Raw genomic sequence first — 24140 nt, 5'->3', positions numbered from 1 at the left:
AATGGCACTGACACCCGAGACGCTGACACGACACGAACTCAACGGCCTCCGCGTGGCCGTCGCCGACGCGCCCAACCCCGACCTCGTCGGGATCTGTGGCCGCGTCGTCGGCGAGACGATGCGGACGCTTCGCGTGGCTGTCAGCGACTGCGACGGACCGGCCCCGGACGGTCGGTCCGACTGCACTCGGGTGAAGCAGGTGCCGAAGCGCGGCTCGACGCTGGAGTTCGAGCTCCCCGCCCGGGGGGGTACGCCCGGACCGAAAGCGACGGATACAGATGAAGCCGCCGACGCCGCGAAGGCGTCGGGGACCGCGTCCGAACTCCGATCGGATACTGCCGGCGGATTGGAAGCCGGTCAGTCGGGTCGGCCCGCTGCGGACGACGCAGCGGCGTCCCCATCCGGGACGTGCGAGGGCGCGGCCTACGTTACGGTGGATGGCACACGTCTGCTCTCACGACCCGCCTTGCGGACCGAGAAGGCAGGTGACACACTATGGCGATAGGACTGAACGTAGAAGAACCGGAGGAGGCCTGCTCCGACGAGAACTGTCCGTTCCACGGGACACTTTCCGTGCGCGGACAGACGCTCGAGGGCACGGTCGCCTCCACCGACATGGAGAAAACCGTCATCGTGGAGCGTGAATACGACGTTCACGTTCCCAAGTACGACCGCTTTATGAAGCGGCGTAGTCGCATCCCCGCCCACGCACCCCCGTGCGTGGAGATCGAGGAGGGCGACACGGTACGCATCGCGGAGACCCGACCGCTGTCGAAGACCAAGGCTCACGTCGTGGTCGAGACCCTCGGAGGTGAGGAGTGATGGAGGCCCTGAAAGCCGACGTCACGAAAGGCCTCGAACGAGGCTCGCTCATCACGTGCGCCGACAACACTGGCGCGCGCCAGTTGAAGGTCATCAGCGTGAAGGGCTCCGGTGGAACGAAGAACCGACACCCCAAGGCGGGCATCGGCGACCAGGTCACCGTCTCGGTGACCAAGGGGACGCCCGAGATGCGCCGCCAGGTGCTCGAAGCCGTCATCGTCAGGCAGCGGCAGTCGATCCGCCGCCCGGACGGCACGCGCGTGAAGTTCGAGGACAACGCCGGCGTCATCATCGACGAGATGGAGGAGCCGCGCGGGACCGAGATCAAAGGACCGATCGCGCGTGAGGTGGCCGAGCGCTTCGGGAGCATCGCATCGACAGCGACGATGATCGTGTGAACAGTATGACCAAACAACCACGCAAACAGCGACAACGCACGCAGAACGCGCCTCTGCACGAGCGGCAGGACCAGGTCCGCGCGACGCTGTCCGAGGACCTCCGCGAGGAGTACGGACAGCGCAACGTTCGCGTCAACGCGGGCGACACCGTCGAGGTGCTCCGCGGCGACGACGCCGGCACGGAAGCCGAAGTCGTCGACGTGGACCTCCGCGATACCGCCGTCCACGTCGAGGACGTGACCATCGAGAAGGCCGACGGCGAGGAAGTGCCGCGGCCGCTCGACGCCTCGAACCTCCGCGTGACCGAACTGGACCTCGAAGACGACCGCCGCGAGGAGCGCCTGCAGGCGACGGAGGACGAACAATGACGCGACACCAGAAGCGACTGTCGGCACCGAACGCCTGGCCGGTCGAACGGAAGACGGAGACGTTCACCGTCAAGGCCGGCGCAGGTCCGCACGGAGAGGCAGGGGTCCCCCTGCTTGTCCTGCTGCGGGACGTGCTCGGCTACGTCGACTCGAAGAAGGAGGCGCGCTTCGCACTGAACGAGGGCACGGTCCTCGTCAACGGCGACGCCGTCTCCGACGAGCAGCGCCCGGTGGGGATGTTCGACATCCTCGCGTTCACCGAGCGCGAAGAGTACTACCGCGTCTTCCCCGAGGAGGGCGGCCGGCTCTCCCTGACGCCGATCGACAGAGAGGCGGCGGGGAGTCGTCTCGGCAAGATCGTCGGAAAGCAGGACGTTCACGGCGGCGAGACGCAGCTGACGCTGCACGACGGCACGAACGTCCGCATCGACGAAGGGGGCGACGAGTACGGCACGAACGACTCCCTCGTCGTCGACAACGACGACAAGGAGATCGTCGCGCACTTCCCCTTCGAGGAGGGTGCGCTCGTGACGGCCGTCGACGGCACCCACTCCGGTGACATCGGCGAGATCGACGAGATCACCGTCACCGCCGGGAGCGGCGACAACACCGTCACCGTCGAAACCGACGGCGGCAGCTTCGAGACGATCGAAGACTACGTCGTCGTGATCGACGAGAACTTCGTCGACGACGACGAGGATGCGGCCGCTGACGCGGACGCCGACGAGGCGGACGCGGACGAAACGGACGAGGCGGCCGACGACGAGTCGGCCGACGGAGGTGACGACGAATGAGCGACGCGACGTTCCACGAGATGCGCGAACCGCAGATCGAGAAGGTCGTCGTCCACATGGGCGTCGGCGAGGGCGGTCGCGAACTCGCAAACGGCGAGGAGATCCTCGAAGAGATCACCGGACAGGAAGCCGTCCGCACGACGGCGACCCGCGCCGCGACGCAGTTCGGCGCCCGCACCGGCGATCCGATCGGCGCGAAGGTCACCCTTCGCGGCGAGAACGCCGAAGCGTTCCTGGAGACGGCGCTGCCTTTGACCGAGCTTTCGGCGCGGCAGTTCGACGAGACCGGGAACTTCAGTTTCGGTGTCGAGGAACACACCGCCTTCCCGTCTCAGGAGTACGACCCGCAGATCGGAATCTACGGCCTGGACGTGACGGTCAACCTCGTCCGTCCGGGCTACCGGGTGAAAAAGCGCGACAAGGCGTCGCGCTCGATCCCGTCGAGCCACCGGCTGACGCCGGCGGACGCGAGGGCCTTCGTCGAGGAGACCTTCGACGTCACCGTCGACGCGGAGGAGACAGCATGAGCGAATCAGAGACAGAACAGACGGGCGAGCACGCGACCCGCCGCACGGGCCAGAGCCACGAGTGTCGACGCTGTGGCCGCAATCAGGGTCTCGTCGGTAAATACGAGATCTACCTGTGCCGGCAGTGCTTCCGCGAGGTCGCCCGCGAGATGGGATTCAAGAAGTATCGATAACGATGACAGGAAACGATCCACTGGCCAACGCGCTCGCCGGCGTCGACAACGCCGAGAGCGTCGGCCACCTGTCCCACGAGATACAGCCCGCCTCCAACGTCATCGGCTCCGTCCTCGAGGTCTTCTACGACCGCGGGTACATCGACGGCTTCGAGTTCGTCGACGACGGCAAGGCCGGACGGTTCGAGGTCGAACTGAGCGGCGCGATCAACGAATGTGGCGCCGTCAAGCCCCGCTACTCAGCGGGCGCAGACGAGTTCGAGAAGTGGGAGAAGCGATACCTCCCCGCCCGCGACTACGGGACGCTCATCGTCACGACGAGCCACGGCGTGATGAGCCACTACGACGCCCGCGAGGCGGGTATCGGTGGCCAAGTAATCGCCTACGTGTACTGAGACTATGACCAGCAAAGAAATCGAAATTCCGGACGAGGTCTCCGCCGAGGTGTCGAACCTCGATCTGACGATCGAGGGGCCCAACGGCAGCGTCACCCGGACGCTGTGGTACCCCTCAGTCAGCGTCAGCGTCGAGGACGGCGCAGTCGTCATCACCGCCGAGGAGACGGACGCGAAGACGAACGCCACCGTCGGGACCTTCGAGAGCCACGTGACGAATATGATCCACGGGGTCACCGAAGGCTGGGAGTACGAGATGGAAGTCTACTACGCCCACTTCCCGATGCAGGTCGACGTCGACGGCGACGAGGTCGTCATCGAGAACTTCCTCGGTGAGCGGTCTGAACGGCGGACACCGATCCGCGGAGACACGGACGTACAGGTCGACGGCGAAGTGGTCACCCTGACGGGCCCCTCGAAAGAGGACGTCGGGCAGACCGCCGCCGACATCGAACAGCTCACTCGCGTGACGGACAAGGACACGCGCGTCTTCCAGGACGGCGTCTACATCACGCAGAAACCGCAGACGGGTGGTGCCTGATATGGCCGACGAAGACGAAATCGAAACACTCGAAGACATCAGCGGCGTCGGCCCCTCGAAGGCCGAGGCGCTCAGAGACGCCGGCTACGAGTCGGTCGACGACGTCAAGGCGGCGAGCCAGTCGGAACTGGCCGACGTCGAGGGCGTCGGGAACGCTCTTGCGGCCCGGATCAAGGCCGACGTGGGTGGCCTCGAGGTCACCGACGAGACCGAAGCCGAGGTCGAAGAGGAGACCGACGAAGCGGAGACCGAGGAAGTCGAAACCGAACTTCGACCCCGCGGTCACGCCGACAAGACGCCGGAACTGGACGAGGAAACCGCCCGCGCGCTCGGACAGAAACACCGCGAGGGCAAGCCCGCGTTCCGCCGGCAGAAGTACCACGCCAAGAAGCGCGTGCCCGAATCCTGGCGGAAGCCCCGCGGCAACCTCTCAAAGCAGCGCCGGGGAATTAAGGGCAAAGGCGACTCCGTCGAGGCGGGCTTCCGCTCGCCGAAGGCCGCTCGCGGCCTGCACCCCTCGGGCTTCGAGGAGGTGCGCGTCCACAACGTCGACGACCTCGAAGGCGTCGACGGCGACACGCAGGCGGTCCGCATCGCCTCGAAGGTCGGCGGACGGAAGCGCGAGCGAATCGAAGAGGTCGCCGAGGACCGCGAGATCCGCGTCCTCAACCCGACCTACGTCGAAGTGGAGGTCGAAGAATGACGGATCTGAAAGCACAGAAACGGATGGCCGCCGACGTCTTAGACGTCGGCAAGAGCCGAGTCTGGTTCGATCCCGAACAGCAAGACGAGATCGCGGAGGCAATCACTCGCGAGGATATCCGCGACCTCGTCGATCAGGGAACCATTCGCGCCACGGACGCGAAGGGTAACTCCAAGGGTCGTGCCCGCGAGCGCGCAGCGAAGCGCGCCTACGGCCACCGCAAGGGTCCCGGCTCCCGCAAGGGGAAGGCCGGCGGCCGGAAGAAACGGAAGGACGAATGGGTCAGCCGCATCCGCGCTCAGCGTCGTCGCCTGAAGGAACTGCGCGACGACGGTCCGCTCGACCCGACGCAGTACCGCGAAGTGTACAACAAGGCGTCGGGCGGCGAGTTCGAGGACGTGGCGCGGCTCGAAGCATACATTCGGAACAACTACGATGTGGAGATAGAATAATGGCAACAGGACCACGCTACACGGTGCCGATGCGACGTCGGCGCGAGGTCCGGACGGACTACCACCAGAGGTTGCGCCTGCTGAAATCAGGCAAGCCACGCCTGGTTGCTCGCGTGAGCAACCAGCACGTCAGGGCGCAGCTGATCACCCCCGGACCGGACGGAGACGAAACGCACGCGGCCGCATCCTCCGAGGATCTCGCAGAGTACGGCTGGGAGGCCCCAACCGGGAACCTTCCCAGCGCGTACCTCACGGGCTTTCTCGCAGGGACGCGCGCCGTCGAGGCCGGCCTCGACGAGGCTGTCCTCGATATCGGGCTGAACACCGCGACACCCGGCAACAAGGTGTTCGCGATCCAGGAAGGAGCGATCGACGCTGGCCTCGAGATCCCGCACAACGAGTCGGTACTCGCAGACTGGTCTCGGAACCGCGGCGAGCACATCGCCGAGTACGCCGAGCAGCTGGAGGAGCCGCTCTACAGCGGCGATTTCGACGCCACGCAACTCCCTGAGCACTTCGACGATGTGCTCGAGCGACTACAGGAGGACGCATGAGCCAACGCAACGACAACGGCTGGACGCCGCGCACGCGGCTCGGCCAGATGGTACAGGACGGCGACGTCACCACGATGGAGCAGGCCCTGGAGTCGGGACTGCCGCTGAAAGAGCCGGAACTCGTCGATCAGCTCCTGCCGGGGCTGGACGACGAGGTGCTGGACATCAATATGGTCCAGCGGATGACCGACTCCGGCCGCCGGGTGAAGTTCCGCTGTGTCGTCGCGATCGGTAACCGCGACGGCTTCCTCGGTTACGCCGAGGGGCGGGACGACCAGGTCGGCTCCGCGATCCAGAAGGCGATCGACGTCGCGAAGCTCAACATCATCTCGGTGGATCGCGGGTCGGGCTCGTGGGAAGACTCCGCCGGCGGCCGCAACTCCCTCACCCGGAAGGCAGAGGGGAAGGCCGGCTCGGTGACAGTCGAGATTATGCCCGCACCGCAGGGGCTCGGCCTCGCGGCCGCCCCGACCGTCCGCAACATCCTCGAACTGGCGGGCGTCCAGGACGCCTGGACCCGCTCGAACGGGAACACGCGGACGACGGTCAACCTCGCGAAGGCGACGTACAACGCGCTGAAGAACGCCTCGCAGTCGCGGACGCCCCGACGCGCCAGGGCCAAGCAACGTGAGGGCGAGGTGAGCGAGTGATGCAGGCGATCGTTCAGATCCGCGGTGAGGTCAATATGAGCGGCGCCGTGCGGGACACGCTGAAGATGCTCAACATCCACCGCGTGAACCACTGCGCTCTCGTTCCCGAGACGGAGACCTACCGCGGGATGATTACCAAGGTCAACGACTACGTCGCCCACGGCAAGCCCAGCGTCGAGACGGTCGAGACGCTTTTGGCCACGCGGGCCGAGCCCGAGGAGGGCGACGCCGAGGTCGACGAGGCGTGGCTGACCGAGCACACCGACTACGACGACTTCAGTGCGCTCGCCGAAGCGCTGGTCGACGAGGAGACGACCCTGCGCGAGCAGGGACTCTCGCCGGTGCTCCGCTTGCACCCGCCGCGCGGCGGCCACCGCGGCCAGAAGCACCCGACGACCGAGGGCGGACAGCTCGGAAAACACGACACCGACGGGATCGACGAACTCCTGGAGGCAATGCGATGACCTCGAAGAAACGACGCCAGCGCGGCTCCCGAACGCACGGCGGCGGCACGCACAAGAACCGGCGCGGTGCCGGCCACCGTGGCGGCCGCGGCCGGGCAGGTCGCGACAAACACGAATTCCACAACTACGAACCGATCGGCAAACACGGCTTCAAGCGGCCGGAAGACGCCACGCGAACGGTCGCGGAGGTCAACGTCCGTCAACTGGACGAAGACGCCGCGCTGCTCGCAGCCGAGGACCTGGCCGAACAGACGGACGGCGGCTACCACATCGACGTCCGTGACGTCGTCGAGGACGACGACGCCGACATCGTCAAGGTGCTGGGCGGCGGACAGGTCCGACAGGAGCTTTCGGTCGTCGCCGACGCGTTCACCGACGGCGCGGTCGAACTCATCGAGGGCGCCGGCGGGAGCGTCGAACTCACCGAACGCGGCGAGGAACTCGCCGCCGAGGACGACGCAGACGAAGACGACGACACCGAGGAGTAAACTATGGGATGGAAGGAGGCCGCCGAACCGGTGCTGACGCGGATGCCGTCAGTCGCGCGTCCGGAGGGACACGTCCCGTTCCGCCGGAAGCTCGGCTGGACCGCCGGGATCCTCGTGCTGTATTTCTTCCTGACAAACGTGACGATGTTCGGGCTGCAGACCGGCGGGCCGGGCGGGGACTTCTACGGGCAGTTCCGGAGTATCCTCGCCGGGTCGCAGGGGTCGATCCTGCAACTTGGCATCGGCCCGATCGTCACGGCGAGCATCGTTCTCCAGTTGCTCGGCGGTGCCGACCTGCTGGGCCTGGACACTGACGATCCCCGCGACCAGATACTGTATCAGGGCCTCCAGAAGCTCTTGGTGGTCGTGATGATCTGTCTAACGGGGCTGCCGATGGTGTTTGCCGGCAACTTCCTGCCGCCGAGTGAGGCGCTCGGGCAGTCACTCGGGATCGGGACGGGCGGTGTGCGGGGTATCATCTTCGCCCAGATGTTCGTCGGCGGCGTCCTCATCCTGTTTATGGATGAGATCGTGAGCAAGTGGGGCGTCGGCTCCGGTGTCGGGCTGTTCATCATCGCGGGCGTGAGCCAGCAGCTCGTCGCCGGGCTGTTCAGCTGGCAGAGCCTGGGCGGGCAGAGCGGGTTCTTCCCGACGTGGATCGGTATCATCACCGGTGCCGTCGAGATCGGCTCGCCGCTGACCCCCGGCGGACTCTCGGATCTCTTCCTCGGTCAGGGACAGATCCTCGCGTTGATCACGACGGTGCTGATATTCGGGATCGTCGTCTACGCGGAGTCCGTCCGTATCGAGATTCCGCTCGCACACGCGAACGTGAAGGGCGCCCGGGGCCGCTTCCCGGTGAAGCTCATCTACGCCAGCGTCCTGCCGATGATCCTCGTTCGCGCGCTGCAGGCGAACCTCCAGTTCCTCGGCCAGATCCTCAACAACTGGTGGGCGGGGATGCCCGCCTGGATCGGTCAGTACAGCCAGGGCCAGGTCACCGGTGGCCTGTTCTGGTATCTCGCGCCGATTCAGACCCGACAGGACTGGATGTGGTTCCTCGGATTCACCTCCCAGGAACCCGCCGCGATCGCCGCTCGCGTAGCGATCGATCTGACCTTTATGATCATCGGCGGCGCCATCTTCGCCATCTTCTGGGTGGAGACGACGGGGATGGGCCCCGAGGCGACCGCAAAGCAGATCCAAAACTCCGGGATGCAGATCCCCGGCTTCCGGCGGAACCCGCAGGTCATAGAGAAGGTGATGGAGCGGTACATCCCGCAGGTGACCGTCATCGGCGGCGCCTTAGTCGGCCTGCTGGCCGTACTCGCGAATATGCTGGGCACGATCGGCGGCGTCTCCGGAACGGGACTGCTGCTTACGGTCTCTATCACGTACAAGCTGTACGAGGAGATCGCAGAAGAGCAGCTGATGGAGATGCATCCGATGATGCGCGAGATGTTCGGCTAACCTTCTACACGATTTCTACATAGCTTTTTGTAGGTGGCCTACATAGCCGTGGGTATGCCGGATAACGAGCAGATCCACATCAGTGTCCCTGCCACGACGAAAGAGGTGTGGCAACGGAAAGCCCGAGAGGAGGGCTACGGGACGCTAACGAACCTGATTACAACAGCGGTCGAGCACGAACTCGACGACGATTACGTCCGTCAGGACGTTTTGGAGGAATACGGTGCCGGAGCAGCAGTAGACATAGATCTGTCTGAGATTGAAAGCGAGTTTGATACTGTTCGGAAGGAGATTCAGTCGCTTAGAGAGGAGGTGATGAACGTAGCAGGTGAGGAAGGTAAGCTTAGTGACGAGGAAATCAAAGATGTAGCGTTTGAAGTACACGATATTCTCCCGAGCTATCAAGATGAGAAAACGGGTTTGACTCTCTCAGAGATAGTTGACCAAGTGCGGAGTGATGTTGATGAAGAGGGGGTCAAAGAAGCACTCCTGTTCCTCGAGAGTAATCCGCATGTAGAGGTGGACTCCGATAGTATTGACAATGAACGGAGGTGGTTCCGTGCGTAACGAGAAGGGTCAGTTTTCGAGTCCAGACTCAAAACAGCTGAACGAATATACTGATCTCCATCAGCGGTTCTGCGAGGAGTTCCTTGCACGAAAGGATCCGCCGGAGACCACGTTTGAAACGCGGAAAAGAGAATCGCGGTACTGGTTGGCTTGGTGTGAGCAGAACGACGTTGATCCACGCGATGCGACGGAAGACGACGTGAAACGGTATATCAAGGGGATCCGGAATGAGAAGGCGGGAACGACCGTAAGTAGCTACTTCAATTCCATCCGCGTGTTTTATAGAGAACTATCTGAATCGGTGGACGTGGATGAGCTGGATTTCGACGAGTTACCGACTTCCGATCTAGATATCGGTGAGGAGTACGATATCAGTCAAACACCGGAGTACGTGCAAGTTCACAAGGTCGAAAAGGAATCCGATATCATCGCTATTGAGCCAGACACTATCCGGGAGTTGTTTGATCATGTCCCGGGAGAGAACCCAGTAACAAAACTGCGAAACAAGGTGCTGCTGAAGCTGAGCTGGTTTACTGCCTGTCGCGCTGACGAATTGTCCCGGATGGAGGTAGACAAGATCAACCATGACGACTACACTATCAAGATTCGGTCGTCGAAATTGAATCCTGACGACCATCCCGATTTGTACATTAGAAACGTCTGTTACCCAGCAGATTTTGACTACCAATTGCGACGGTGGATCAAGAAGCGAGAATCGTATAGCCGCTACGCGGATCAAAGTTCGCACCTATTCTTGACCACCCATAAACCTCAGATGGAGCCTGCTCATATCAGCGATATCGTGAAAGAGGCTGCACAAAATGCAGGCGTGCAGGAACCTCTGCGTCCTGCGAATCCGGCACGAATTCCAGAGGATGTTGATGAATGGCTCATCACTTCCCATCGGGTTCGTCGTGCTGCCATCAGTCACTGGGTGAATAACTGCGACTCAATCGATCTGCATCAAGCCCGTCGAATGGCCGGACACGCTGACATCCAACGAACGATGGAATACTTAGAGCCCGATGAGGAAAAACTCATCAACAACTACCAGGCGAGTTTTTAGTCTAGCTCTTGTGTTGGGGGATTATTGGTGGAGCCATTTTGAGGCCTGCAAGATACAACGCACGAATTCAGCAAATCAGTCAAAATAGCTTGAGCCGGTAGTCAATACGGTACTCTCGTTCGAATTGGTTCCTGAGATCCAGTTATTTGGATCGCAGAAATGATCGCGCTTAACTGGACTGTCACAATTTATTCAGATAAGCGAAGTGGGGTCAGCAGAGGTGCTTCCATCATTGAGTTCTACAGTTGGGGTAGACGACACGAAAACCGGGTATGAGTGTGTTCGTAATAACTGAACTCTATCCGGGCCGGAAACGAATTCATCGTTCAAGACCTGCGTAATTTGGTCGGCTTGCTAGGAATCGATATATGGGTGCCTGACGACTTGTTCTCCCTTTTCAGTAATAGACCACATTGGGCCGTCATTGGTAATGAGTTCTTTGCGACGCAATGATTTCAGGTGAGATTGTACCTTCTCACGTTCGGCGTTCCACCCCTCACCATAATCCGGTGAAGAATCGAAGGTCGAATATGGTAGCTCCGTGACTTTTTGATGAACCTCTCGTAGATAGGATTCTGAATTAACCCACACAGCTAACAACACGAATTGATCGTCATCAGATAAATCGTATTTTTCTGGGGAATGTTTTTCAACTCGATATAACTGCATTCCATCCTTAATGATTTCACTCACACCATCCGCGACCTTCTTCGGTCGTGTCCTATCCGGCTTAGCGTCGAGCCTTGACCTATCGACGAATATTTCCAAATCGTATGTGTCTTTCATATCTGAAATAAGGTCAACGACCCATTGGCTGGTGCCGGGTGCAAGTATTACCCTGTCAATTAGCGTGTTTGGGTCGATCGGAACCCTGATTCCAGGAGAGTTTGTGACATCAACTTCAATACTACCCGATGTCTCAATATTGTAAGATACTTCATCGGCCTCACTCCGAATTAACGCTCTTAATTCTCTTTCATCTGTAAACCCATTTCTTTTGTGAAAAACCTGTGCAACAGGATTTACTGGAAATGTCTTTGTTCGATAATCAATATATTCGACTTTCCCTATAACGAATTCAAAATCCGAATTCTCCAGAACTTCCCGGAGGTTATCAAATGTAGTTTCAATAGCCAACCCCTCATTTTGAATGTATGCGTCCCAAAATACAGCTGATTCATCTCCACCCCATCTCCAACAGGAAGTAAATGACTGTTTTCTAATTATTTCGTCCCTGGCCTTCCGATAATCATAGTCATTGTAAGGTACTTGTGGGTCTCCCTCCATTTCATTATATTCGTATGTTCTCCACCGGCGTCTGAGAATTTCTCCGGGATACTTACCCTCAAAGCTATCACTATAATTATCTACTCGGCTAAACCATAGTCCAGACTCAATCAATGATTGAAAACTAGATAAATCCATATATCGGCGGACAATATTCAACTCCCCATCATCGCGTGCATGTGGTGGATCTGGGGTCCAATTAGGATCAGCAAGGTCAGTAACTCCCTCCAAGCTTTGCTCCATATCGGTTTTAACGGCATATCGAATAGCTATTTCATGGAGTTGGTCTTTCACCGACTGTTCAATCTCAGCATCGGACAAGTACTCCTCCAAAAACTCTGTAACAGCTTGGGAATTGGTCTGAGCTACTCGTTCCAAAGCCTTTGACAAGGTCATGGCTAATTGTATTCCATAGGGGATATAATTCCTGTGCGGCTCTGTGCCCTCACATCTTTATATTGAACCAGACTACTCCATCTGTTCAAAGGTGTCTCTGTACTGCAATTTATATTTGTATTAAAGTTTTTCTTCTGACGGGTTAAGGTCTGATATTGAACAAGCGATTCTGTAGGAAGTTGGAATATTTGACCCGCTGTGGAGTGAAGTATTCGCAAAGAGAGATTTAAAATGCCAATTAGTGACCGTCGCGTTCACTCAGAGGTTCGTAGAAAGAAGAGATTCTTAGTGACGACTTGTTCTATAAGTCGCCACTGAACCTCACTATCTCCGGCATACCATCCCGAAAAGCAGGCTATCCCCAAGCCATTAATAGTATCTTATTATAATAAGTTAGTATGCCAAGGCTGGACGACCAATTCGACGATGAGGATGAACGAAAAGCAGAGTTGGTCACGGAGTTTAAGCACGGAGAAAAGGATGTTGAAGATGTCGAAGATATGCTGTATGAGGCTGTTGAATCGCTCCAGAACATTCAGTTCGATCACAAAGAAGAGGCGAATTTCTACGAAGCGTGGCAGCACATCGAGATCGCTTGGTGGATGATGCGTGACAACGCGGACAAGTATGAATCCAAATAGGCAGCATCAACCGAATTTTTGATGAGATTAGAAGCAACCGACAAAGAGGGACAGTACAAGGTATGGCTCACTGATGACGAATTGAATCAACTACGCCGCCATGCAGGGAGCACTCGTAACGACCTGATCATTCAGTTGGGTGGATATGTTGGTCTCCGGGCGTTCGAGATCCCTCAAGTATGTCCAAAACACGTGAAGCGGACGTCTGATGGTGAACACTATCGGCTTCGAGTACCAGAAGGCAAGGACACGAGCGGTTCAGGCGGAAAGCCACGCGACGCATACCTACCAGTAGATGTTGAACGCGACCTTCACCAATATCAACAGGAACACGACATAGCGCCGAGTGACCCGTTCATTAATCTTACCGAAAGTGGGATCCGCGCTGCTGTGAAACGGATCGCAGAACGGACGGCCGGTGAGACAGGTGATGACGACTTTCGCCACGTGGCCAGCCACGACCTACGGCGACGGTTCGCTCAACGTCTACTGGTAGATGAATCAATGAACCCGAGAGTGGTTATGGCTGTAGGTGGATGGGATAGCTTCACCGCGATAGAACCATATCTAAATGCACCAAGTGAAGAGGTTGTGAATGACGCCTTTAGTAACGTAGATTTAGGGGTGTGAGATTTGTAGAAACAGCGGAGGAACGAATCATCATACATGTCCGACGATTCAGAGACTTCGCCTTCGTTTCTTTCGTCGCTCCCGAACCAACCCATTACGGACGACATCGTGAGGCAAATTGCCGAAAGCGACAATCCGAAAATCCGCGGAGCGATGGGATTCCCGGGTTCAACACCTGGGGCAATCGAAGCGTTCCTCCTGAATATGGAAGCGAAGACGCACGTGATCGTCTTCGATCCGAGCGCGGAACGATGGCGCGTCTACGAGTCCTTCGAGAGTGAAGAACTGAGTCACGACGAGATGGTTGATCGTGCGAGCGACCTCGCCAACGAATGGCTCACGGAAAGCCTCTCGGATCGTATCGCAGCCGAAGAAGAAACTGATCCGGACGCATGATCCTCCGCTACTACGCCGACGCCGATGTCCGCGAGTGGCACGACCACGCGCTCCGACTCTTGCAAAGGCTTCACGACGAGCACGGTATCGTCGTCGAGATCAACCGGATCGACGACCAGCACGGAACAATCACGGACTTCCCGGGCGACGTACGGTCGCTGACACCCGAGGATATCTACGAGCGCGACCTGAAGCGAAACTCCGACCTGAATCAGCGCATCGACCAGACCCCGTCAGAGGCGTTCAAGCGCTACGGGAAACTCGACATCGCCGGGAACGTCGCGGTCGTCGATGACGACGGAACCGTCCAGTGGGCCTCGACGCTGCCGGGCTACGCTGACGGCTATGGACCGGGTGCCGAGTCGCAAACTGCGATGGATTTTCTTGAAGATATCGCCACCTCGCCGAGCAATCGAATCTGTGTCGAATGCCTCTCGCTGCTGGAGGGTGACGAGATCTTCTGTCCGAACTGCGGCCACAAATTGTCGTAGTGTCACACGCTGGCATCTCGCCGACCGCTCTTCCCAGCGGTCGTCCATCGATGTCTGTCCTCGGCCCCCGCGAACCTGCACGTCGGTAGCTACCCGAATCTCGGTGTCGTTCCTCCCTGAAGTTCTCCCTGTACATCTTACACTCGGACTTCCTACTATGAACTATGGCAAAGGTAGACAAGGACGAGGAACGCGAGGAGCGGATCAAGATGGAGATCGTCGTCGATGCCTACGACCGGCACGAGCGGGCAATCGGCTGGTACACCTATCTCGAGGATACAATCCGATTTCCGTTCGAAGCACGCTGTATCGAAGAGCGGGAAGTGTCGCCGCTGGAGGAGGGCGAAACCGTGCAGGTCGTGGAGATGTCTTCGGTCGAGGCATCGGAGAGCGAGATGTTCGTTACCATCGAGTGGATGGACAGGGAACTCGGCGTGCCGCTGGCACAACTGGAGCCAATCGACGCCGACCCCGACACGGAGCAAGCGGTCGCGGACTGGCACTACTGGGACGGACGTGGCTATATGTTTTGACGAGAACAGCGACTAATGGCGTGGCCATCGAACGGCCGGATATGCTTGACAGTCTCCCCGACCGCCCCCTCGCCAAGGCGGAAGCCGACGCACTCTCCGATGGGGACGGGATTGACCTCGTATTTCCAGCGACACCGGAGGGCATCAGGGAGGACGACGGCCACCAACGGATACACGATGTCCTGCTGTTCATGGAGGAAACTGTCGTCGCCCTCGCCTATCTCGAAGCTGAGAGGGGCTGGACCGTCGTCGCTACGGAAGACGATGAGGACGGCAACGGGTACGAGGCAGCGTATGATTCCCTGCTCGAATATCGTGGCTACGACGACATCGACCGCGAGGACGCGATGCGGCGCATCATCACCGAACTGTACGGTATTCCGCCCGAACTGGTCGAATCGAACCCGGAGAAATTCGACGCCCTCTCGGACACCTGACCACAGATGACCGAGCAACTCGACGGGTTTCGGGACGCACTCGCGTCAGGCGACCCAGACGAGGTGAACCCAGCGATCGAGGAACTGAAAGAGATGGAGGCGGAGGAGCGGGCCGAGTTGTTCGACGACGCCTTCGAGATGTGTCTGGAGCTCTACGAGGAGGGCAACGGGTATCAGCGGCAGTCCGTCGTTCGATTCGCACGGGAACTGGCGCCACGGCGGCGACTTTTCGAGGTGGTCGAACAGGCTGACTCCGAAGCCGAGGTATCGGACCACTTGATGCCGGGAGACACGAAGCAGGCTCTGGACCGTCTCGAGGAATTCTATTTGGCGGCTCTGGATGACGACGACGGGCGCGTGCGACGGGCCGCTATCAAGGGACTCAAGAATCTCACAGTAACGTATCAAATGGCGGGGTTCGAGGATCGAATCGACGAGATTCTTGCTCGTCTAAACGAGCTGATGGCCAAGGTAAGCGGCAAGAAGCTAGAACACATCCAGCAGGCACGACAGAACGTACAATTCAGCAAGGGCCCGACACTCAAAGAGATGATTTCTGATGGGCTAAACGACGAGTAACCGGTCCCGTCGTAGACTTCGGCTCCTTGACCCACACGACTTTGGCTGTCGCTGCCAACAGACTCAGGTATGGCCTTCAGCGTCTCGTGGCACACCCTTCTGGACGAGCTTGAAGAACTTCCTGGCGATGCGACGCTCATCACGCCGCTATCGCATAACCGATTTCAGGTCACGGACGTACAGGAGCAACGGGTCATCATTGAATTCCTCGACCGCGACATCGACGAGACCCGTCCGCTCCAACGAGACCAGTTTGAGACACTCTACCATCGTATCACCGATGAGCCGGACGGATTCGAACTTGACCGCCTCCCTCCCGATGCCGACCCGTATCCGGCTGTCTTGAGCGTGCATCCACGCTTCGAGATCGACGAGGACAGGGGCATAATCGTCGAGAAAGAGGGGTCCACCACCAGCCAACTACTCGACGACGAAGGCAACTCCGCGGAGGAGGACCGCACGGAGCCGGATTTGGACGTGTACGCGGACGCGCTGTTGCTCGTGGATGCGCTCGAGCGCCACGAGGTAGACGTATTGGAGGACGTGGAAACGGACGCGCTGGTGAACCTCTACACCCTGCTCTCAGATGTCCAGCGGAACGCAAACGATCTTCGCCAAGCCGTGGCCGACGTGTTGTTGAACCGCCTCCACCACGATCGACCCGTCAGCGGGCCATTCGGGTCCGTCCAGCGGACAGCACGCCGAAACCGCTCGCTGAAAGACGAGGAAGAGGTGCTGGAGACGCTCGAAGACGCTGGCATCGACCGCGAGCGCGTGCTGGGCGTGGACCGCGACAAGGTAGATGACGCCCTGGAGGTCACGGAACTGTCAGCGGACGACGTGTACGACATCGAAGAGTCCGAGTACGTCCGGAAGGCCGAGGTAGACGAGGAACGGAAAGAGACCCGTCTTCAGGGGCTCAAGGATCAACTCGCCGGCACAGAGGACGAGGAAACAGAGGAGCTCCGACAGGAGATCGAGGACCTAGAACGCCGCATCGACGAACTCACAAGTTTCCGGACAGGATCGGAGATAGAGAGTTGATGACGCCGTATGCAGACAACCCCTCTATCTATTAACCAGCTTTGTACGTTGAAATTGGTGCGTGTTATAGATAGGAGCAAAAATGGCTCATGCCGATCACCGGGATTATCCATTGCTAACGTACGGAGGAGCTGGGTTAGTCTTCGTCCGGCTCAAGAATCTCCTTGATGAGTTCAATATATTCCTCCTCAGCTGTCCCATTAGTAAGGGTCTCAGCCAAAGCCTGATGTACTGTTTCCATCCCTTCTTCCTCAAACAAACAGGCCCCGACAAGTTTTCCAAATGTCGTCATCTCCCACTTTCGCCCTCTCCGCTGAGGATCCTCAACAACGAGAGGATAATCTGCCCACAACTCAGCGTCTTTTTCACCTGCTAACGTGTCCATCAGATATGAGACAATCTTTTTATGAGTTCCACAGTCCGCGGCAATCTTCCCAGAATTCATAGCTCCATCCGCGTCATACAGGGTTTGGAATGGGTCTTGAGCGGGGACCTTCCGACGACTTGTCTCCTGTATTTCGTGAATACTTCGGCGAATACGCCGTGAAAGGTTTGAAGCAGAGATTATCTTCTCACTATCTGCTTCTATTACTTCGTTTAGCAATTGGAAAAATTCAGATTCTGTAGGTTCATTCGAATTCTTAATTCGTTGTCTTTCTTCTGCCGCCTTTTCTTGGTATTCTCGAAACGCACTTCCATCGAAAAGAGTGGGGACCGAGGTTGAAATACTGAGATCGTCCTCAAGACGTTGAGACTCAGTCTCTACTTTTTGCTCTTCAACAGTCTCCTTTCGACGTGAAAATTGTTTTTCAATAGTTCTTAGAATTTCTTCTATTTCGCGGTGTTCTCTTCGATAGTTCCCTTGTGGTCGGCCAACAGCTCCAAGGAGGAATCCCCAAGTCAGTTGAGCTGAATCATAGTCTGGCCCGACATCGCTACTTACAGTTCGCGCGAATTGACCTAGAACGAATCCGATCCGCGTGAATCCGCTAAGTTCTGTGTTTGGAAGCCACACAGGGGGATCTCGTAATTCAGGCCGGTACTCTAGATCTTGCAGCTGATCCCATCCATCTTCCCAAATTTCGGAGGTTAAAAAATCCCGATTATTGAGGAGCGCAACGTCGTCAATCAGGTGCTGAATCCGGTTCGTGAGCCTTGGAAGGCGTTCAGATCTGATTTGCTTTCGAATTTCCCCCTCGGATCTTGACCCAGTCCCCTCAGACAGTAGATATTTCCGCTCGTTTTGATACAAGTATTGTTTCTGTGGGCTCCGAGATTCCTCAGGATCCATCGATTAATCCCACTCCCGCTGTTCTGGTTTAATAGACTTTACGCTTACCCCGGGGAGAGGAACGCCCTCACTAGAATTGTGCACTGAATTGGTGGTGATGGCAGGAATACTGTGCCGCCGATTGAATCGCCCCTGGCCTAACGCTCTGGTGTTGCTGTACGATCCATTGGGCAACACGACTGCTGCGAGGGAGGTGTTGGTCCTATGAGTCCGCAGTTAACAGACGAACAATACGACCTGAGCGACGATTTCGCTGCACAGCTCAAGTCCCTCGTCGAAGACGCACGCATCACTGAGGAAAAAGCCGCAACGAAGAGGATTCTGGGAGAGAAACTGAAACAGAAGTCCTACACCATTTCGGTTGAAGGAACTCAGGTCTCTGGGTTTGAAACGATTTTCCCTGGTGGGGTAATGATGAGCCTAGAGGGAGACCTGGGCCTCGCATCCGCATACATCTTAGCAAACGCAGCGGTTTACGGGAAAATCTCACAGGCCTATCTCGACCAAGGGACTCAATCGTCGATCGTTCCAGCATCGTATCACGACCTGACCGCAGAATGGTATCGTCCCGCAATCAACAAGACAGACTTCGCAAAACGACGATTAGAGTCTCGGGGTGTTGAGTACGACACCGAACGCGTCGAGGTTAGTGAAATCGAAGACTGGGCTCAGAAGTGGCTGTCTTTGAATCGTGATTAGCAGTCGATGACATTTGAATAATCGCCTCACAAACCCGGCCTGACGCTTCTCGGTTGTAGGGTTACCTGTGACACTATCGATCGTCAAAGCTGTGAATCGATACCGGAGGCCGTCACAGAATACTTGTCACGTCTCACGTTAACAATTCACGTATTTTGTCTTTGGTCAGGCGATTAGTCGTTCCTACCCTCACTTAAAGATCCCAATTTCGCGGATACTGACCACCAGACGGCGTCGGGGTGTGTGAATCTTTCTGTGACGGCTTGAATCGATACCGGTCTACCGGACATTCCGAAGGTAGTTCTTGTACTGCTAACGTAGACTATCTGCCCGGCAGAACTAGTCATGGTTCTTTTGACGATACAGTATCAGTGTAGTTGATACACCTGCTTACTCAGCTATGAGGGTATTGTTGGAAAATGAATATATAGTCCTAACCACCGACCGGACATTCGTTAGGAACAGTTAACTCAACTAACGCTGCTGCAATTTTCAATACCTACCATCATCCCGCAAATGCCTTCGACCAAACATACCCAGCAATATGTGCCAGTGAAATATCTGACAACCTACGGCAGTGCCTTCCCTGTGCGCAATTCGTCCTCTGACTAATTCGAATCACCCAGAAGTACTTGTGAGACAGCATTTGTGGTCTGGGCACGGGCCTTCTCTTCGAGTAGATTCATCAGTTGCGTATGTTGAGTTGGATTTCTGATCTGATTCACGGTGACGTCGTTTTGGTTTTGACTTGACGGAATTGATGTCGCCGCCTGAAGGGGGATACTCAATACCCACTCCGGGTTGGTTTCGTTGAGCAAGCCGAGTTCCGAGAGTCGCGTCTCGTTCCGACGCAATGAACGAGGTTTCACATCTGCTGCCTCAGCTGCGTCGGCTTGCGACAACGTCGGGCCTGTTTGGAGTAGGGCATGGGTGACGCTAGAGATTGTCGGATTCTCGTCAGGGAAAATCCGATTCCTACCCAGCGTAGCGATTCCGGTATGGAGTTCCGTGGGTGTCAAATCAGCGAGATCTTGATATGCCGTGGAGAGATACTGAGCAACACGGGCCGCATCGTATGGAGTTCCCGTGTATGCGTGAATGAGCAGCTTGCATAACGGTTGGAGTGAGCTTTCTTGTTCGGATAGCGCTTGACGGATCGCTGTCTCAGACGCGGAACGCATCCGTGTCCGGTTATGGACTGGAATTTGAATTGCAATCTCTGGTGCCTCATCGTGAACCGTGTACGGTGTCTGGAAGTCGGTTGCCAGTGATGACTGAAGCTCGGTGACTCCGTCACCAACGATAGTGAATCCTCCAATGAGCTCACCAACGGGGTCGTCTGTCTCATCAATTGCTGGTGTCAGGGCTGTCTGTCGTTTTTTCTCACGTGGTTCGTACAGTTGGCGGAAAGCAGCAAACGCGCCATACTTTGATTGAATACTGGCCATCATCGCCAGGTTCGTGAGAACGTCTTCCCGTCGATCGGGGCCATAGTCACGGGTGAAGTCAGGGAGACGGATTTCGCGGGTAAGATTGATGCCGACGAGATCCAGCAGATGGACGATTGTCCCAGTCAGCCCGAGGGCGTTTCGGAGAATTGCTGCGCGGTGTTGATTGCGATCATCATAGTTGCCGTGGTGAAGATTCTTAGTCATTGCGAGCAGTTCGTCACGGGCGTCGCCTAGTGCTGCAAGGAATTGTTCTCCAGTCTCGGTGGCGTCGCTCAGATACCCGAGACAACGAGCATCACGGAGGAGCGCTGTATCGCTGATTGCGAGGTTGTCGAGTGAGACCGTTTCCTCGAGTCGAGATGGTGGGAGGACAGTAGTCCAGATTTGGGAGTGAGAAAGGGCGTGTGTGATTGCAACGAGGTACTGCATCGGGTTGTGCCATTCTGCGCTGACGACGAGTCGATCAGTAGCAGCATCGTAGTACCAGCTTGGTTCTCGACCGTCATCTTTGCGGTCGATCGGGTGGTCCACGAGACCAATGCCTTGTTGAGGGGCGCCAGCAACGATTGCGGAGAACTCGTGCCGATCAAGGCGGGTGGCCGCGACTTTGCCGGTCTCGTTGGTTCGGGGCTGCGCACGGTGGTTGTCTTTTTCCTCCCTTGCAGAGACACGGCTATGGTCTGACGAATGTCCGGTCGGTTGGTCCGCGTCTGAATCCTGGTCACTGAGTTGTTCGAGATATGCCTCGCCTAGTGCGGTCAGTTTGATATGATGTCCGTTCTGACGCTGGATTTTTCGAACCAAGTCAAGATCGGCGAGCGTATTGAAGCACTGTCGCATCCGCGAAGGCGAGACATCATGCGATTCGTAAAGCGTGCTGTATGAGACTGTCTGCGATTGGTGAGTAGCGAGCTCGCGTAGAATCCGTACTTCTCTACTTGCTGGCTTGAGCTGTGCATGGGCCTCTGCGATGAGTTCTTCAAAGCGGGATCCCTCATGCACCCGAATACTGCACTGCTCACTAACGCACTCCGGGAGATGTTGCTGATGGTGGTCACGAAGCCAGGCTTGATTCTGTGGCGATGCAATGATGGTGAGATTGACCGTTTCTGCGAGCCAAGTTAGAAGCTGACAAATCTCACGGCGATGATCGGCTCGCTGGTCTTTGAACTGATCACCAATCCGCACACCGAGAGACTGTGTTACTGAAGCTGCATCGATCAGAGCAAGCGGCCCATGCTTGATTTCATCAAGTCGAAGAGACCAGCCGAGAACACTGTTCCCGGGTGAACCGAATTGGGTGGTGAGTGTGAAGGCGTGGTTGATCTTCTCAGGGACTGTGAGGGGACGACCGTCGTCTGCTGGGATATCTGATTGGTTGGACGCGATGTATGCAAGACTTCGAACGACGTCCGCATATGCGCCATTGAGAGCAGTTATCCCGTGATCATGCAGAGTTCTATTCCATTGCGATGGGGGATCACCAGAGATGAGATCAAAAACTGCCTTTACGAGATTGAGGCGGAATGTGGTAGTCGTTGCAATTTCTGACCAAATTTCGGAAGGTGATTGTGCCTGAAGAGTAACAATGTAATCCGTATCCTCGGGAGTTGATGTAGTGACCGAGACGTTGAATTCTGCGAACTGGTTGTCCGAATCCAGGGTGTTGGCGGATTCAGACTCAGTGTCTGACATCAAGTGAAGGGTAATTGCAGACTCTAGGTGAGGGCGTCCCACACCCCGGGGTGAGAGTAACATTTTTTAGGAAGGAATCGTCAGAGGATTCCCTTCCCGTGGCATCGAAGCGATTATCGACAAAGTCGTCCCTATCCCTACATTGATCGAGTCCTCAAGCGTTGAAACCAAATTCACCTACGCGAGGGAACCGGCGACAACACGTGAGAAAAAGCAGTCTGTCAGATCACACCCTTGGCAGAGACGACCTTGATCAATATCCCCTAACTCTCTCCCTCGCTGCTATGTACCACACTTTCCGTAGTTCTCTGAATATCGTTTCCGGAACTGTCTCTTCGTATGTCTGCACGTTCTATGAAAATTATGAACGGATAGTGTGAGTGTAGAAACTCGTTTATGGGATTCAAATCCCACGAATTCGGAGATTTGGGTTGATGATTTATAGGAATCCAAATACTTAGTCAAGGCAACAGTCGGTTAGGGGTTTCAGAAGATGAGTACCCGGGGCTAGGGTATATACCAGAGCCATCGATACACAAGTGCGGAATGAGAGCCATTCCGCTCGGCGGGACGATTGGTCCCCCAAGAGAGAAAGCAATCGGGAGTATCGGAGGTGAACCAATATGAAGGACACTCTACGAGCAGCGACCTTCCTCAACAAGGGCGGGGTCGGAAAAACGACAGTAGCCGCTCATATCGGCGTTGCGTGCGCTCGTCAGGGCCACGAAGTACTGCTCATTGATCTTGCTGGGAAGCAAGGGGATCTCGCAAAGCAGTTCGGTACGTGGGAACGCTACCAGCAACAAATCGAGAACGACGACGATTGGCCAAATATCACGACGGTATTCCAACCGGAGTGGCCATCGATAGTAGAGAAGCTAGGTGATGATGTCGTCGAGGAATTCATCATCCCAACTGAGGAACACGTCGATATCATGCCGGCGCATCCAGGCCTTGATGCACTGGACGCGGAGTTGGGAAACATCGATGATGCCAGCGAGCGCTACTCTCGATTCAATAATTTCCTTGATGAATACGTCGATCCGCTCCGCTACGATGTCATCCTAATCGATTTGCCGGGGGTCACAAACAACATCTCCTACAACGGGTTGTGGGCCGCGCAAAATGTCATCGCCCCAGTACAGCCTGCGACCTTCGGCATACAACAGCTGGGAGAGTTGGAAGAAGATCTCAAACGGATGCAGACGCAGCTTGACGCCGAAATTGAATTGACGATGGTTCTCCCAACAGAAGTCGATCTGCGTACTAAGCTCTCTGACAGATATCTTGAGACAATCAAGGAGGAATATCCAAACACAGTCGCACCATTAGCGGTTCCGGAGTCTCAGGACATTCGGAATGCGGCGGCTGACGGGCACACAGCGTTCCGCCTTGAAACGCCCTCAGAGACGGCCAAGAAAGCGCGTCGCGCGTTCATCCGAAACTCCGAGGAACTCATCCAGCGGTTGCAAGAACCCGAGAGGCAGGTAATATGACTGACGACCAAGATGAGATAGAAGAACTCCGGCAGGGAACAGAGATGGGTGACCGGCTGGCCAGCGCTGGTAGCGAAGGGCGTCCTGCGGAGAACGAGCAGGAGGGGGAAGATACAACTCCAACTGGTGAGACAGCAACAACGAACGATTCGACATCTGGCGAGGGTAGTATTACAGCCGAGGATCTCTCGTCGGAGCAGACAGAAACCGAACAACAGGAGAGGGAGAGTAACAGCGAGGCCGTAGAGGAGGATCTCGTGGTTGCGATCGATAACGCGTTCGACAATCTCGAAGAAAACGATCGGGCCTTGCACATCTGGAATGAGGATCTCGCGGCTGTCTTCGCTGTTCTGAAAGAGCGTCCCGGACGAAAAGAGCAGCTCGCCGAGAAGTTGGATGAGCAATCACAAGGAAATGTCGAAGTTGGCAGTCAAAGCGAATTGCTCGGGTACATATTGTGGGTCGGTTTGAAGGAAATTGAGCCAGGACTTGTTGAAGCGCTTCGGGAGGCAAAGACCCGTCGTGTTCGCCGTGAGCTATAGGATACCCTCTCGATAATCCGTTTGAGCTTTTGAGAGGATACTCACTCGTAATAATGAGAGAGTGTCCGATTGATTGATCGATAGATGTCTTGAGAGGATT

Annotated in this window: 32 protein-coding genes; 29 read left to right on the top strand and 3 right to left on the bottom strand. The window is 56.9% G+C overall.

Features of this window, described 5'->3' with window-relative positions:
- Position 1: 1 nt before the first annotated feature.
- Genes RJT37_RS17785 through RJT37_RS17700 form a run of 18 tightly spaced genes read left to right on the top strand, consistent with a single transcriptional unit; the run spans position 2 to position 10432 of the window.
- Positions 2-505, top strand: coding sequence for a ribonuclease P protein component 1 (locus tag RJT37_RS17785; protein WP_313686575.1), 504 nt, complete (start codon positions 2-4; stop codon positions 503-505).
- Positions 496-822 (top strand): 30S ribosomal protein S17, encoded by a 327-nt coding sequence (locus RJT37_RS17780; RefSeq protein ID WP_311172361.1) that lies wholly within the window; start codon positions 496-498, stop codon positions 820-822. Before RJT37_RS17785 ends, RJT37_RS17780 begins: the two co-directional genes overlap by 10 nt.
- Positions 822-1220: a 50S ribosomal protein L14 gene (locus RJT37_RS17775; RefSeq protein WP_311172360.1), complete on the top strand. Its 399-nt coding sequence runs from the start codon at positions 822-824 to the stop codon at positions 1218-1220. The genes RJT37_RS17780 and RJT37_RS17775 overlap by 1 nt, the downstream gene beginning before the upstream one ends.
- A gap of 5 nt (positions 1221-1225) precedes the next feature.
- Positions 1226-1588, top strand: coding sequence for a 50S ribosomal protein L24 (gene rplX / locus RJT37_RS17770; RefSeq protein WP_313686572.1), 363 nt, complete (start codon positions 1226-1228; stop codon positions 1586-1588).
- Positions 1585-2382 (top strand): 30S ribosomal protein S4e, encoded by a 798-nt coding sequence (locus RJT37_RS17765; protein WP_313686570.1) that lies wholly within the window; start codon positions 1585-1587, stop codon positions 2380-2382. The genes rplX and RJT37_RS17765 overlap by 4 nt, the downstream gene beginning before the upstream one ends.
- Positions 2379-2909 (top strand): 50S ribosomal protein L5, encoded by a 531-nt coding sequence (locus RJT37_RS17760; protein ID WP_313686568.1) that lies wholly within the window; start codon positions 2379-2381, stop codon positions 2907-2909. The genes RJT37_RS17765 and RJT37_RS17760 overlap by 4 nt, the downstream gene beginning before the upstream one ends.
- Positions 2906-3082: a 30S ribosomal protein S14 gene (locus RJT37_RS17755; protein ID WP_311172356.1), complete on the top strand. Its 177-nt coding sequence runs from the start codon at positions 2906-2908 to the stop codon at positions 3080-3082. Before RJT37_RS17760 ends, RJT37_RS17755 begins: the two co-directional genes overlap by 4 nt.
- Before the next feature lie 2 nt (positions 3083-3084).
- Positions 3085-3477: a 30S ribosomal protein S8 gene (locus RJT37_RS17750; protein ID WP_313686566.1), complete on the top strand. Its 393-nt coding sequence runs from the start codon at positions 3085-3087 to the stop codon at positions 3475-3477.
- 4 nt (positions 3478-3481) lie between these two features.
- Positions 3482-4018: a 50S ribosomal protein L6 gene (locus RJT37_RS17745; protein ID WP_313686565.1), complete on the top strand. Its 537-nt coding sequence runs from the start codon at positions 3482-3484 to the stop codon at positions 4016-4018.
- 1 nt (position 4019) lies between these two features.
- A complete protein-coding gene (locus tag RJT37_RS17740) occupies positions 4020-4721 on the top strand; it encodes a 50S ribosomal protein L32e (RefSeq protein WP_313686564.1) in 702 nt (233 codons plus the stop codon).
- Entirely contained in the window at positions 4718-5173 is a 456-nt protein-coding gene (locus RJT37_RS17735; RefSeq protein ID WP_313686562.1) for a 50S ribosomal protein L19e, read from the top strand. The genes RJT37_RS17740 and RJT37_RS17735 overlap by 4 nt, the downstream gene beginning before the upstream one ends.
- Complete coding sequence (locus RJT37_RS17730; RefSeq protein WP_311172351.1) at positions 5173-5727, top strand: 50S ribosomal protein L18; 555 nt, start codon at positions 5173-5175, stop codon at positions 5725-5727. Before RJT37_RS17735 ends, RJT37_RS17730 begins: the two co-directional genes overlap by 1 nt.
- Positions 5724-6377 (top strand): 30S ribosomal protein S5, encoded by a 654-nt coding sequence (locus RJT37_RS17725; protein ID WP_313686561.1) that lies wholly within the window; start codon positions 5724-5726, stop codon positions 6375-6377. Before RJT37_RS17730 ends, RJT37_RS17725 begins: the two co-directional genes overlap by 4 nt.
- Positions 6377-6841: a 50S ribosomal protein L30 gene (locus RJT37_RS17720; protein ID WP_313686559.1), complete on the top strand. Its 465-nt coding sequence runs from the start codon at positions 6377-6379 to the stop codon at positions 6839-6841. Before RJT37_RS17725 ends, RJT37_RS17720 begins: the two co-directional genes overlap by 1 nt.
- Complete coding sequence (locus RJT37_RS17715) at positions 6838-7329, top strand: uL15m family ribosomal protein (RefSeq protein WP_313686558.1); 492 nt, start codon at positions 6838-6840, stop codon at positions 7327-7329. Before RJT37_RS17720 ends, RJT37_RS17715 begins: the two co-directional genes overlap by 4 nt.
- Before the next feature lie 3 nt (positions 7330-7332).
- Positions 7333-8799 (top strand): preprotein translocase subunit SecY, encoded by a 1467-nt coding sequence (gene secY / locus RJT37_RS17710; RefSeq protein WP_313686556.1) that lies wholly within the window; start codon positions 7333-7335, stop codon positions 8797-8799.
- Positions 8800-8832: 33 nt separating this feature from the next.
- Positions 8833-9366, top strand: a complete 534-nt coding sequence (locus RJT37_RS17705; RefSeq protein WP_313686554.1) for a hypothetical protein — start codon at positions 8833-8835, stop codon at positions 9364-9366.
- Entirely contained in the window at positions 9359-10432 is a 1074-nt protein-coding gene (locus RJT37_RS17700; protein ID WP_313686552.1) for a tyrosine-type recombinase/integrase, read from the top strand. The genes RJT37_RS17705 and RJT37_RS17700 overlap by 8 nt, the downstream gene beginning before the upstream one ends.
- A 354-nt stretch (positions 10433-10786) precedes the next feature.
- On the opposite strand, the gene RJT37_RS17695 is transcribed toward RJT37_RS17700, so the two are convergent.
- Positions 10787-12115 carry a hypothetical protein gene (locus tag RJT37_RS17695; protein WP_313686550.1) on the bottom strand — a complete coding sequence of 443 codons (1329 nt, stop codon included), beginning with the start codon at positions 12113-12115 and terminating at the stop codon, positions 10787-10789.
- Between the two features lie 398 nt (positions 12116-12513).
- On the opposite strand from RJT37_RS17695, the gene RJT37_RS17690 reads away from it, so the two are divergent.
- From RJT37_RS17690 to RJT37_RS17655, 8 genes are all read left to right on the top strand, one after another.
- A complete protein-coding gene (locus tag RJT37_RS17690) occupies positions 12514-12756 on the top strand; it encodes a hypothetical protein (RefSeq protein WP_313686548.1) in 243 nt (80 codons plus the stop codon).
- A gap of 21 nt (positions 12757-12777) precedes the next feature.
- Positions 12778-13386 carry a site-specific integrase gene (locus RJT37_RS17685; RefSeq protein ID WP_313686546.1) on the top strand — a complete coding sequence of 203 codons (609 nt, stop codon included), beginning with the start codon at positions 12778-12780 and terminating at the stop codon, positions 13384-13386.
- Between the two features lie 36 nt (positions 13387-13422).
- Positions 13423-13782 (top strand): DUF7964 domain-containing protein, encoded by a 360-nt coding sequence (locus tag RJT37_RS17680; protein ID WP_313686544.1) that lies wholly within the window; start codon positions 13423-13425, stop codon positions 13780-13782.
- The gene (locus RJT37_RS17675) at positions 13779-14273 is read left to right on the top strand and encodes a DUF8045 domain-containing protein (protein WP_313686542.1); all 495 of its coding nucleotides are present in this window, start codon (positions 13779-13781) and stop codon (positions 14271-14273) included. Before RJT37_RS17680 ends, RJT37_RS17675 begins: the two co-directional genes overlap by 4 nt.
- A gap of 164 nt (positions 14274-14437) precedes the next feature.
- Positions 14438-14806 (top strand): calcium-binding protein, encoded by a 369-nt coding sequence (locus RJT37_RS17670; RefSeq protein WP_313686540.1) that lies wholly within the window; start codon positions 14438-14440, stop codon positions 14804-14806.
- Between the two features lie 41 nt (positions 14807-14847).
- Positions 14848-15243, top strand: coding sequence for a DUF7964 domain-containing protein (locus RJT37_RS17665; protein ID WP_313686538.1), 396 nt, complete (start codon positions 14848-14850; stop codon positions 15241-15243).
- A gap of 6 nt (positions 15244-15249) precedes the next feature.
- The gene (locus RJT37_RS17660; protein WP_313686536.1) at positions 15250-15822 is read left to right on the top strand and encodes a hypothetical protein; all 573 of its coding nucleotides are present in this window, start codon (positions 15250-15252) and stop codon (positions 15820-15822) included.
- A 69-nt stretch (positions 15823-15891) separates the two neighbouring features.
- A complete protein-coding gene (locus RJT37_RS17655; RefSeq protein ID WP_313686534.1) occupies positions 15892-16866 on the top strand; it encodes a DUF7983 family protein in 975 nt (324 codons plus the stop codon).
- A gap of 136 nt (positions 16867-17002) precedes the next feature.
- On the opposite strand, the gene RJT37_RS17650 is transcribed toward RJT37_RS17655, so the two are convergent.
- Positions 17003-18157: a hypothetical protein gene (locus RJT37_RS17650; RefSeq protein ID WP_313686533.1), complete on the bottom strand. Its 1155-nt coding sequence runs from the start codon at positions 18155-18157 to the stop codon at positions 17003-17005.
- A 204-nt stretch (positions 18158-18361) separates the two neighbouring features.
- Here RJT37_RS17650 and RJT37_RS17645 point away from each other — a divergent pair, with 204 nt between their 5' ends.
- On the top strand, positions 18362-18856 hold the full coding sequence (locus RJT37_RS17645) for a hypothetical protein (protein ID WP_313686532.1): 495 nt from the start codon (positions 18362-18364) through the stop codon (positions 18854-18856).
- 608 nt (positions 18857-19464) lie between these two features.
- Here the strand turns inward: RJT37_RS17645 and RJT37_RS17640 are convergent.
- On the bottom strand, positions 19465-22002 hold the full coding sequence (locus RJT37_RS17640; RefSeq protein WP_313686530.1) for a hypothetical protein: 2538 nt from the start codon (positions 22000-22002) through the stop codon (positions 19465-19467).
- 623 nt (positions 22003-22625) lie between these two features.
- Here RJT37_RS17640 and RJT37_RS17635 point away from each other — a divergent pair.
- Together RJT37_RS17635 and RJT37_RS17630 are read left to right on the top strand one after the other, a co-directional pair.
- Positions 22626-23498, top strand: a complete 873-nt coding sequence (locus tag RJT37_RS17635; protein WP_313686528.1) for a ParA family protein — start codon at positions 22626-22628, stop codon at positions 23496-23498.
- On the top strand, positions 23495-24040 hold the full coding sequence (locus tag RJT37_RS17630; protein ID WP_313686527.1) for a DUF8115 family protein: 546 nt from the start codon (positions 23495-23497) through the stop codon (positions 24038-24040). Before RJT37_RS17635 ends, RJT37_RS17630 begins: the two co-directional genes overlap by 4 nt.
- Positions 24041-24140: the final 100 nt, after the last annotated feature.

It is taken from the genome of Halobellus marinus (assembly GCF_032113415.1).
In the GTDB taxonomy this organism is placed as follows: domain Archaea; phylum Halobacteriota; class Halobacteria; order Halobacteriales; family Haloferacaceae; genus Haloquadratum; species Haloquadratum marinus.
The sequence above is the reverse complement of the archived record's forward strand: the minus strand, read 5'-3'. Positions and strand labels throughout refer to the sequence as shown.

Coding starts and splice junctions, on each gene's coding strand:
- RJT37_RS17655 (WP_313686534.1), top strand. CDS start 15,892: ATGGCCTTCAGCGTCTCGTGGCACACCCTTCTGGACGAGCTTGAAGAA.
- RJT37_RS17640 (WP_313686530.1), bottom strand. CDS start 22,002: ATGTCAGACACTGAGTCTGAATCCGCCAACACCCTGGATTCGGACAAC.
- RJT37_RS17785 (WP_313686575.1), top strand. CDS start 2: ATGGCACTGACACCCGAGACGCTGACACGACACGAACTCAACGGCCTC.
- RJT37_RS17680 (WP_313686544.1), top strand. CDS start 13,423: ATGTCCGACGATTCAGAGACTTCGCCTTCGTTTCTTTCGTCGCTCCCG.
- RJT37_RS17630 (WP_313686527.1), top strand. CDS start 23,495: ATGACTGACGACCAAGATGAGATAGAAGAACTCCGGCAGGGAACAGAG.
- rplX (WP_313686572.1), top strand. CDS start 1,226: ATGACCAAACAACCACGCAAACAGCGACAACGCACGCAGAACGCGCCT.
- RJT37_RS17760 (WP_313686568.1), top strand. CDS start 2,379: ATGAGCGACGCGACGTTCCACGAGATGCGCGAACCGCAGATCGAGAAG.
- RJT37_RS17645 (WP_313686532.1), top strand. CDS start 18,362: ATGAGTCCGCAGTTAACAGACGAACAATACGACCTGAGCGACGATTTC.
- RJT37_RS17690 (WP_313686548.1), top strand. CDS start 12,514: ATGCCAAGGCTGGACGACCAATTCGACGATGAGGATGAACGAAAAGCA.
- secY (WP_313686556.1), top strand. CDS start 7,333: ATGGGATGGAAGGAGGCCGCCGAACCGGTGCTGACGCGGATGCCGTCA.
- RJT37_RS17715 (WP_313686558.1), top strand. CDS start 6,838: ATGACCTCGAAGAAACGACGCCAGCGCGGCTCCCGAACGCACGGCGGC.
- RJT37_RS17775 (WP_311172360.1), top strand. CDS start 822: ATGGAGGCCCTGAAAGCCGACGTCACGAAAGGCCTCGAACGAGGCTCG.
- RJT37_RS17650 (WP_313686533.1), bottom strand. CDS start 18,157: ATGGATCCTGAGGAATCTCGGAGCCCACAGAAACAATACTTGTATCAA.
- RJT37_RS17670 (WP_313686540.1), top strand. CDS start 14,438: ATGGCAAAGGTAGACAAGGACGAGGAACGCGAGGAGCGGATCAAGATG.
- RJT37_RS17765 (WP_313686570.1), top strand. CDS start 1,585: ATGACGCGACACCAGAAGCGACTGTCGGCACCGAACGCCTGGCCGGTC.
- RJT37_RS17755 (WP_311172356.1), top strand. CDS start 2,906: ATGAGCGAATCAGAGACAGAACAGACGGGCGAGCACGCGACCCGCCGC.
- RJT37_RS17735 (WP_313686562.1), top strand. CDS start 4,718: ATGACGGATCTGAAAGCACAGAAACGGATGGCCGCCGACGTCTTAGAC.
- RJT37_RS17695 (WP_313686550.1), bottom strand. CDS start 12,115: ATGACCTTGTCAAAGGCTTTGGAACGAGTAGCTCAGACCAATTCCCAA.
- RJT37_RS17780 (WP_311172361.1), top strand. CDS start 496: ATGGCGATAGGACTGAACGTAGAAGAACCGGAGGAGGCCTGCTCCGAC.
- RJT37_RS17665 (WP_313686538.1), top strand. CDS start 14,848: ATGCTTGACAGTCTCCCCGACCGCCCCCTCGCCAAGGCGGAAGCCGAC.
- RJT37_RS17745 (WP_313686565.1), top strand. CDS start 3,482: ATGACCAGCAAAGAAATCGAAATTCCGGACGAGGTCTCCGCCGAGGTG.
- RJT37_RS17685 (WP_313686546.1), top strand. CDS start 12,778: ATGAGATTAGAAGCAACCGACAAAGAGGGACAGTACAAGGTATGGCTC.
- RJT37_RS17675 (WP_313686542.1), top strand. CDS start 13,779: ATGATCCTCCGCTACTACGCCGACGCCGATGTCCGCGAGTGGCACGAC.
- RJT37_RS17635 (WP_313686528.1), top strand. CDS start 22,626: ATGAAGGACACTCTACGAGCAGCGACCTTCCTCAACAAGGGCGGGGTC.
- RJT37_RS17725 (WP_313686561.1), top strand. CDS start 5,724: ATGAGCCAACGCAACGACAACGGCTGGACGCCGCGCACGCGGCTCGGC.
- RJT37_RS17750 (WP_313686566.1), top strand. CDS start 3,085: ATGACAGGAAACGATCCACTGGCCAACGCGCTCGCCGGCGTCGACAAC.
- RJT37_RS17660 (WP_313686536.1), top strand. CDS start 15,250: ATGACCGAGCAACTCGACGGGTTTCGGGACGCACTCGCGTCAGGCGAC.
- RJT37_RS17730 (WP_311172351.1), top strand. CDS start 5,173: ATGGCAACAGGACCACGCTACACGGTGCCGATGCGACGTCGGCGCGAG.
- RJT37_RS17740 (WP_313686564.1), top strand. CDS start 4,020: ATGGCCGACGAAGACGAAATCGAAACACTCGAAGACATCAGCGGCGTC.
- RJT37_RS17720 (WP_313686559.1), top strand. CDS start 6,377: ATGCAGGCGATCGTTCAGATCCGCGGTGAGGTCAATATGAGCGGCGCC.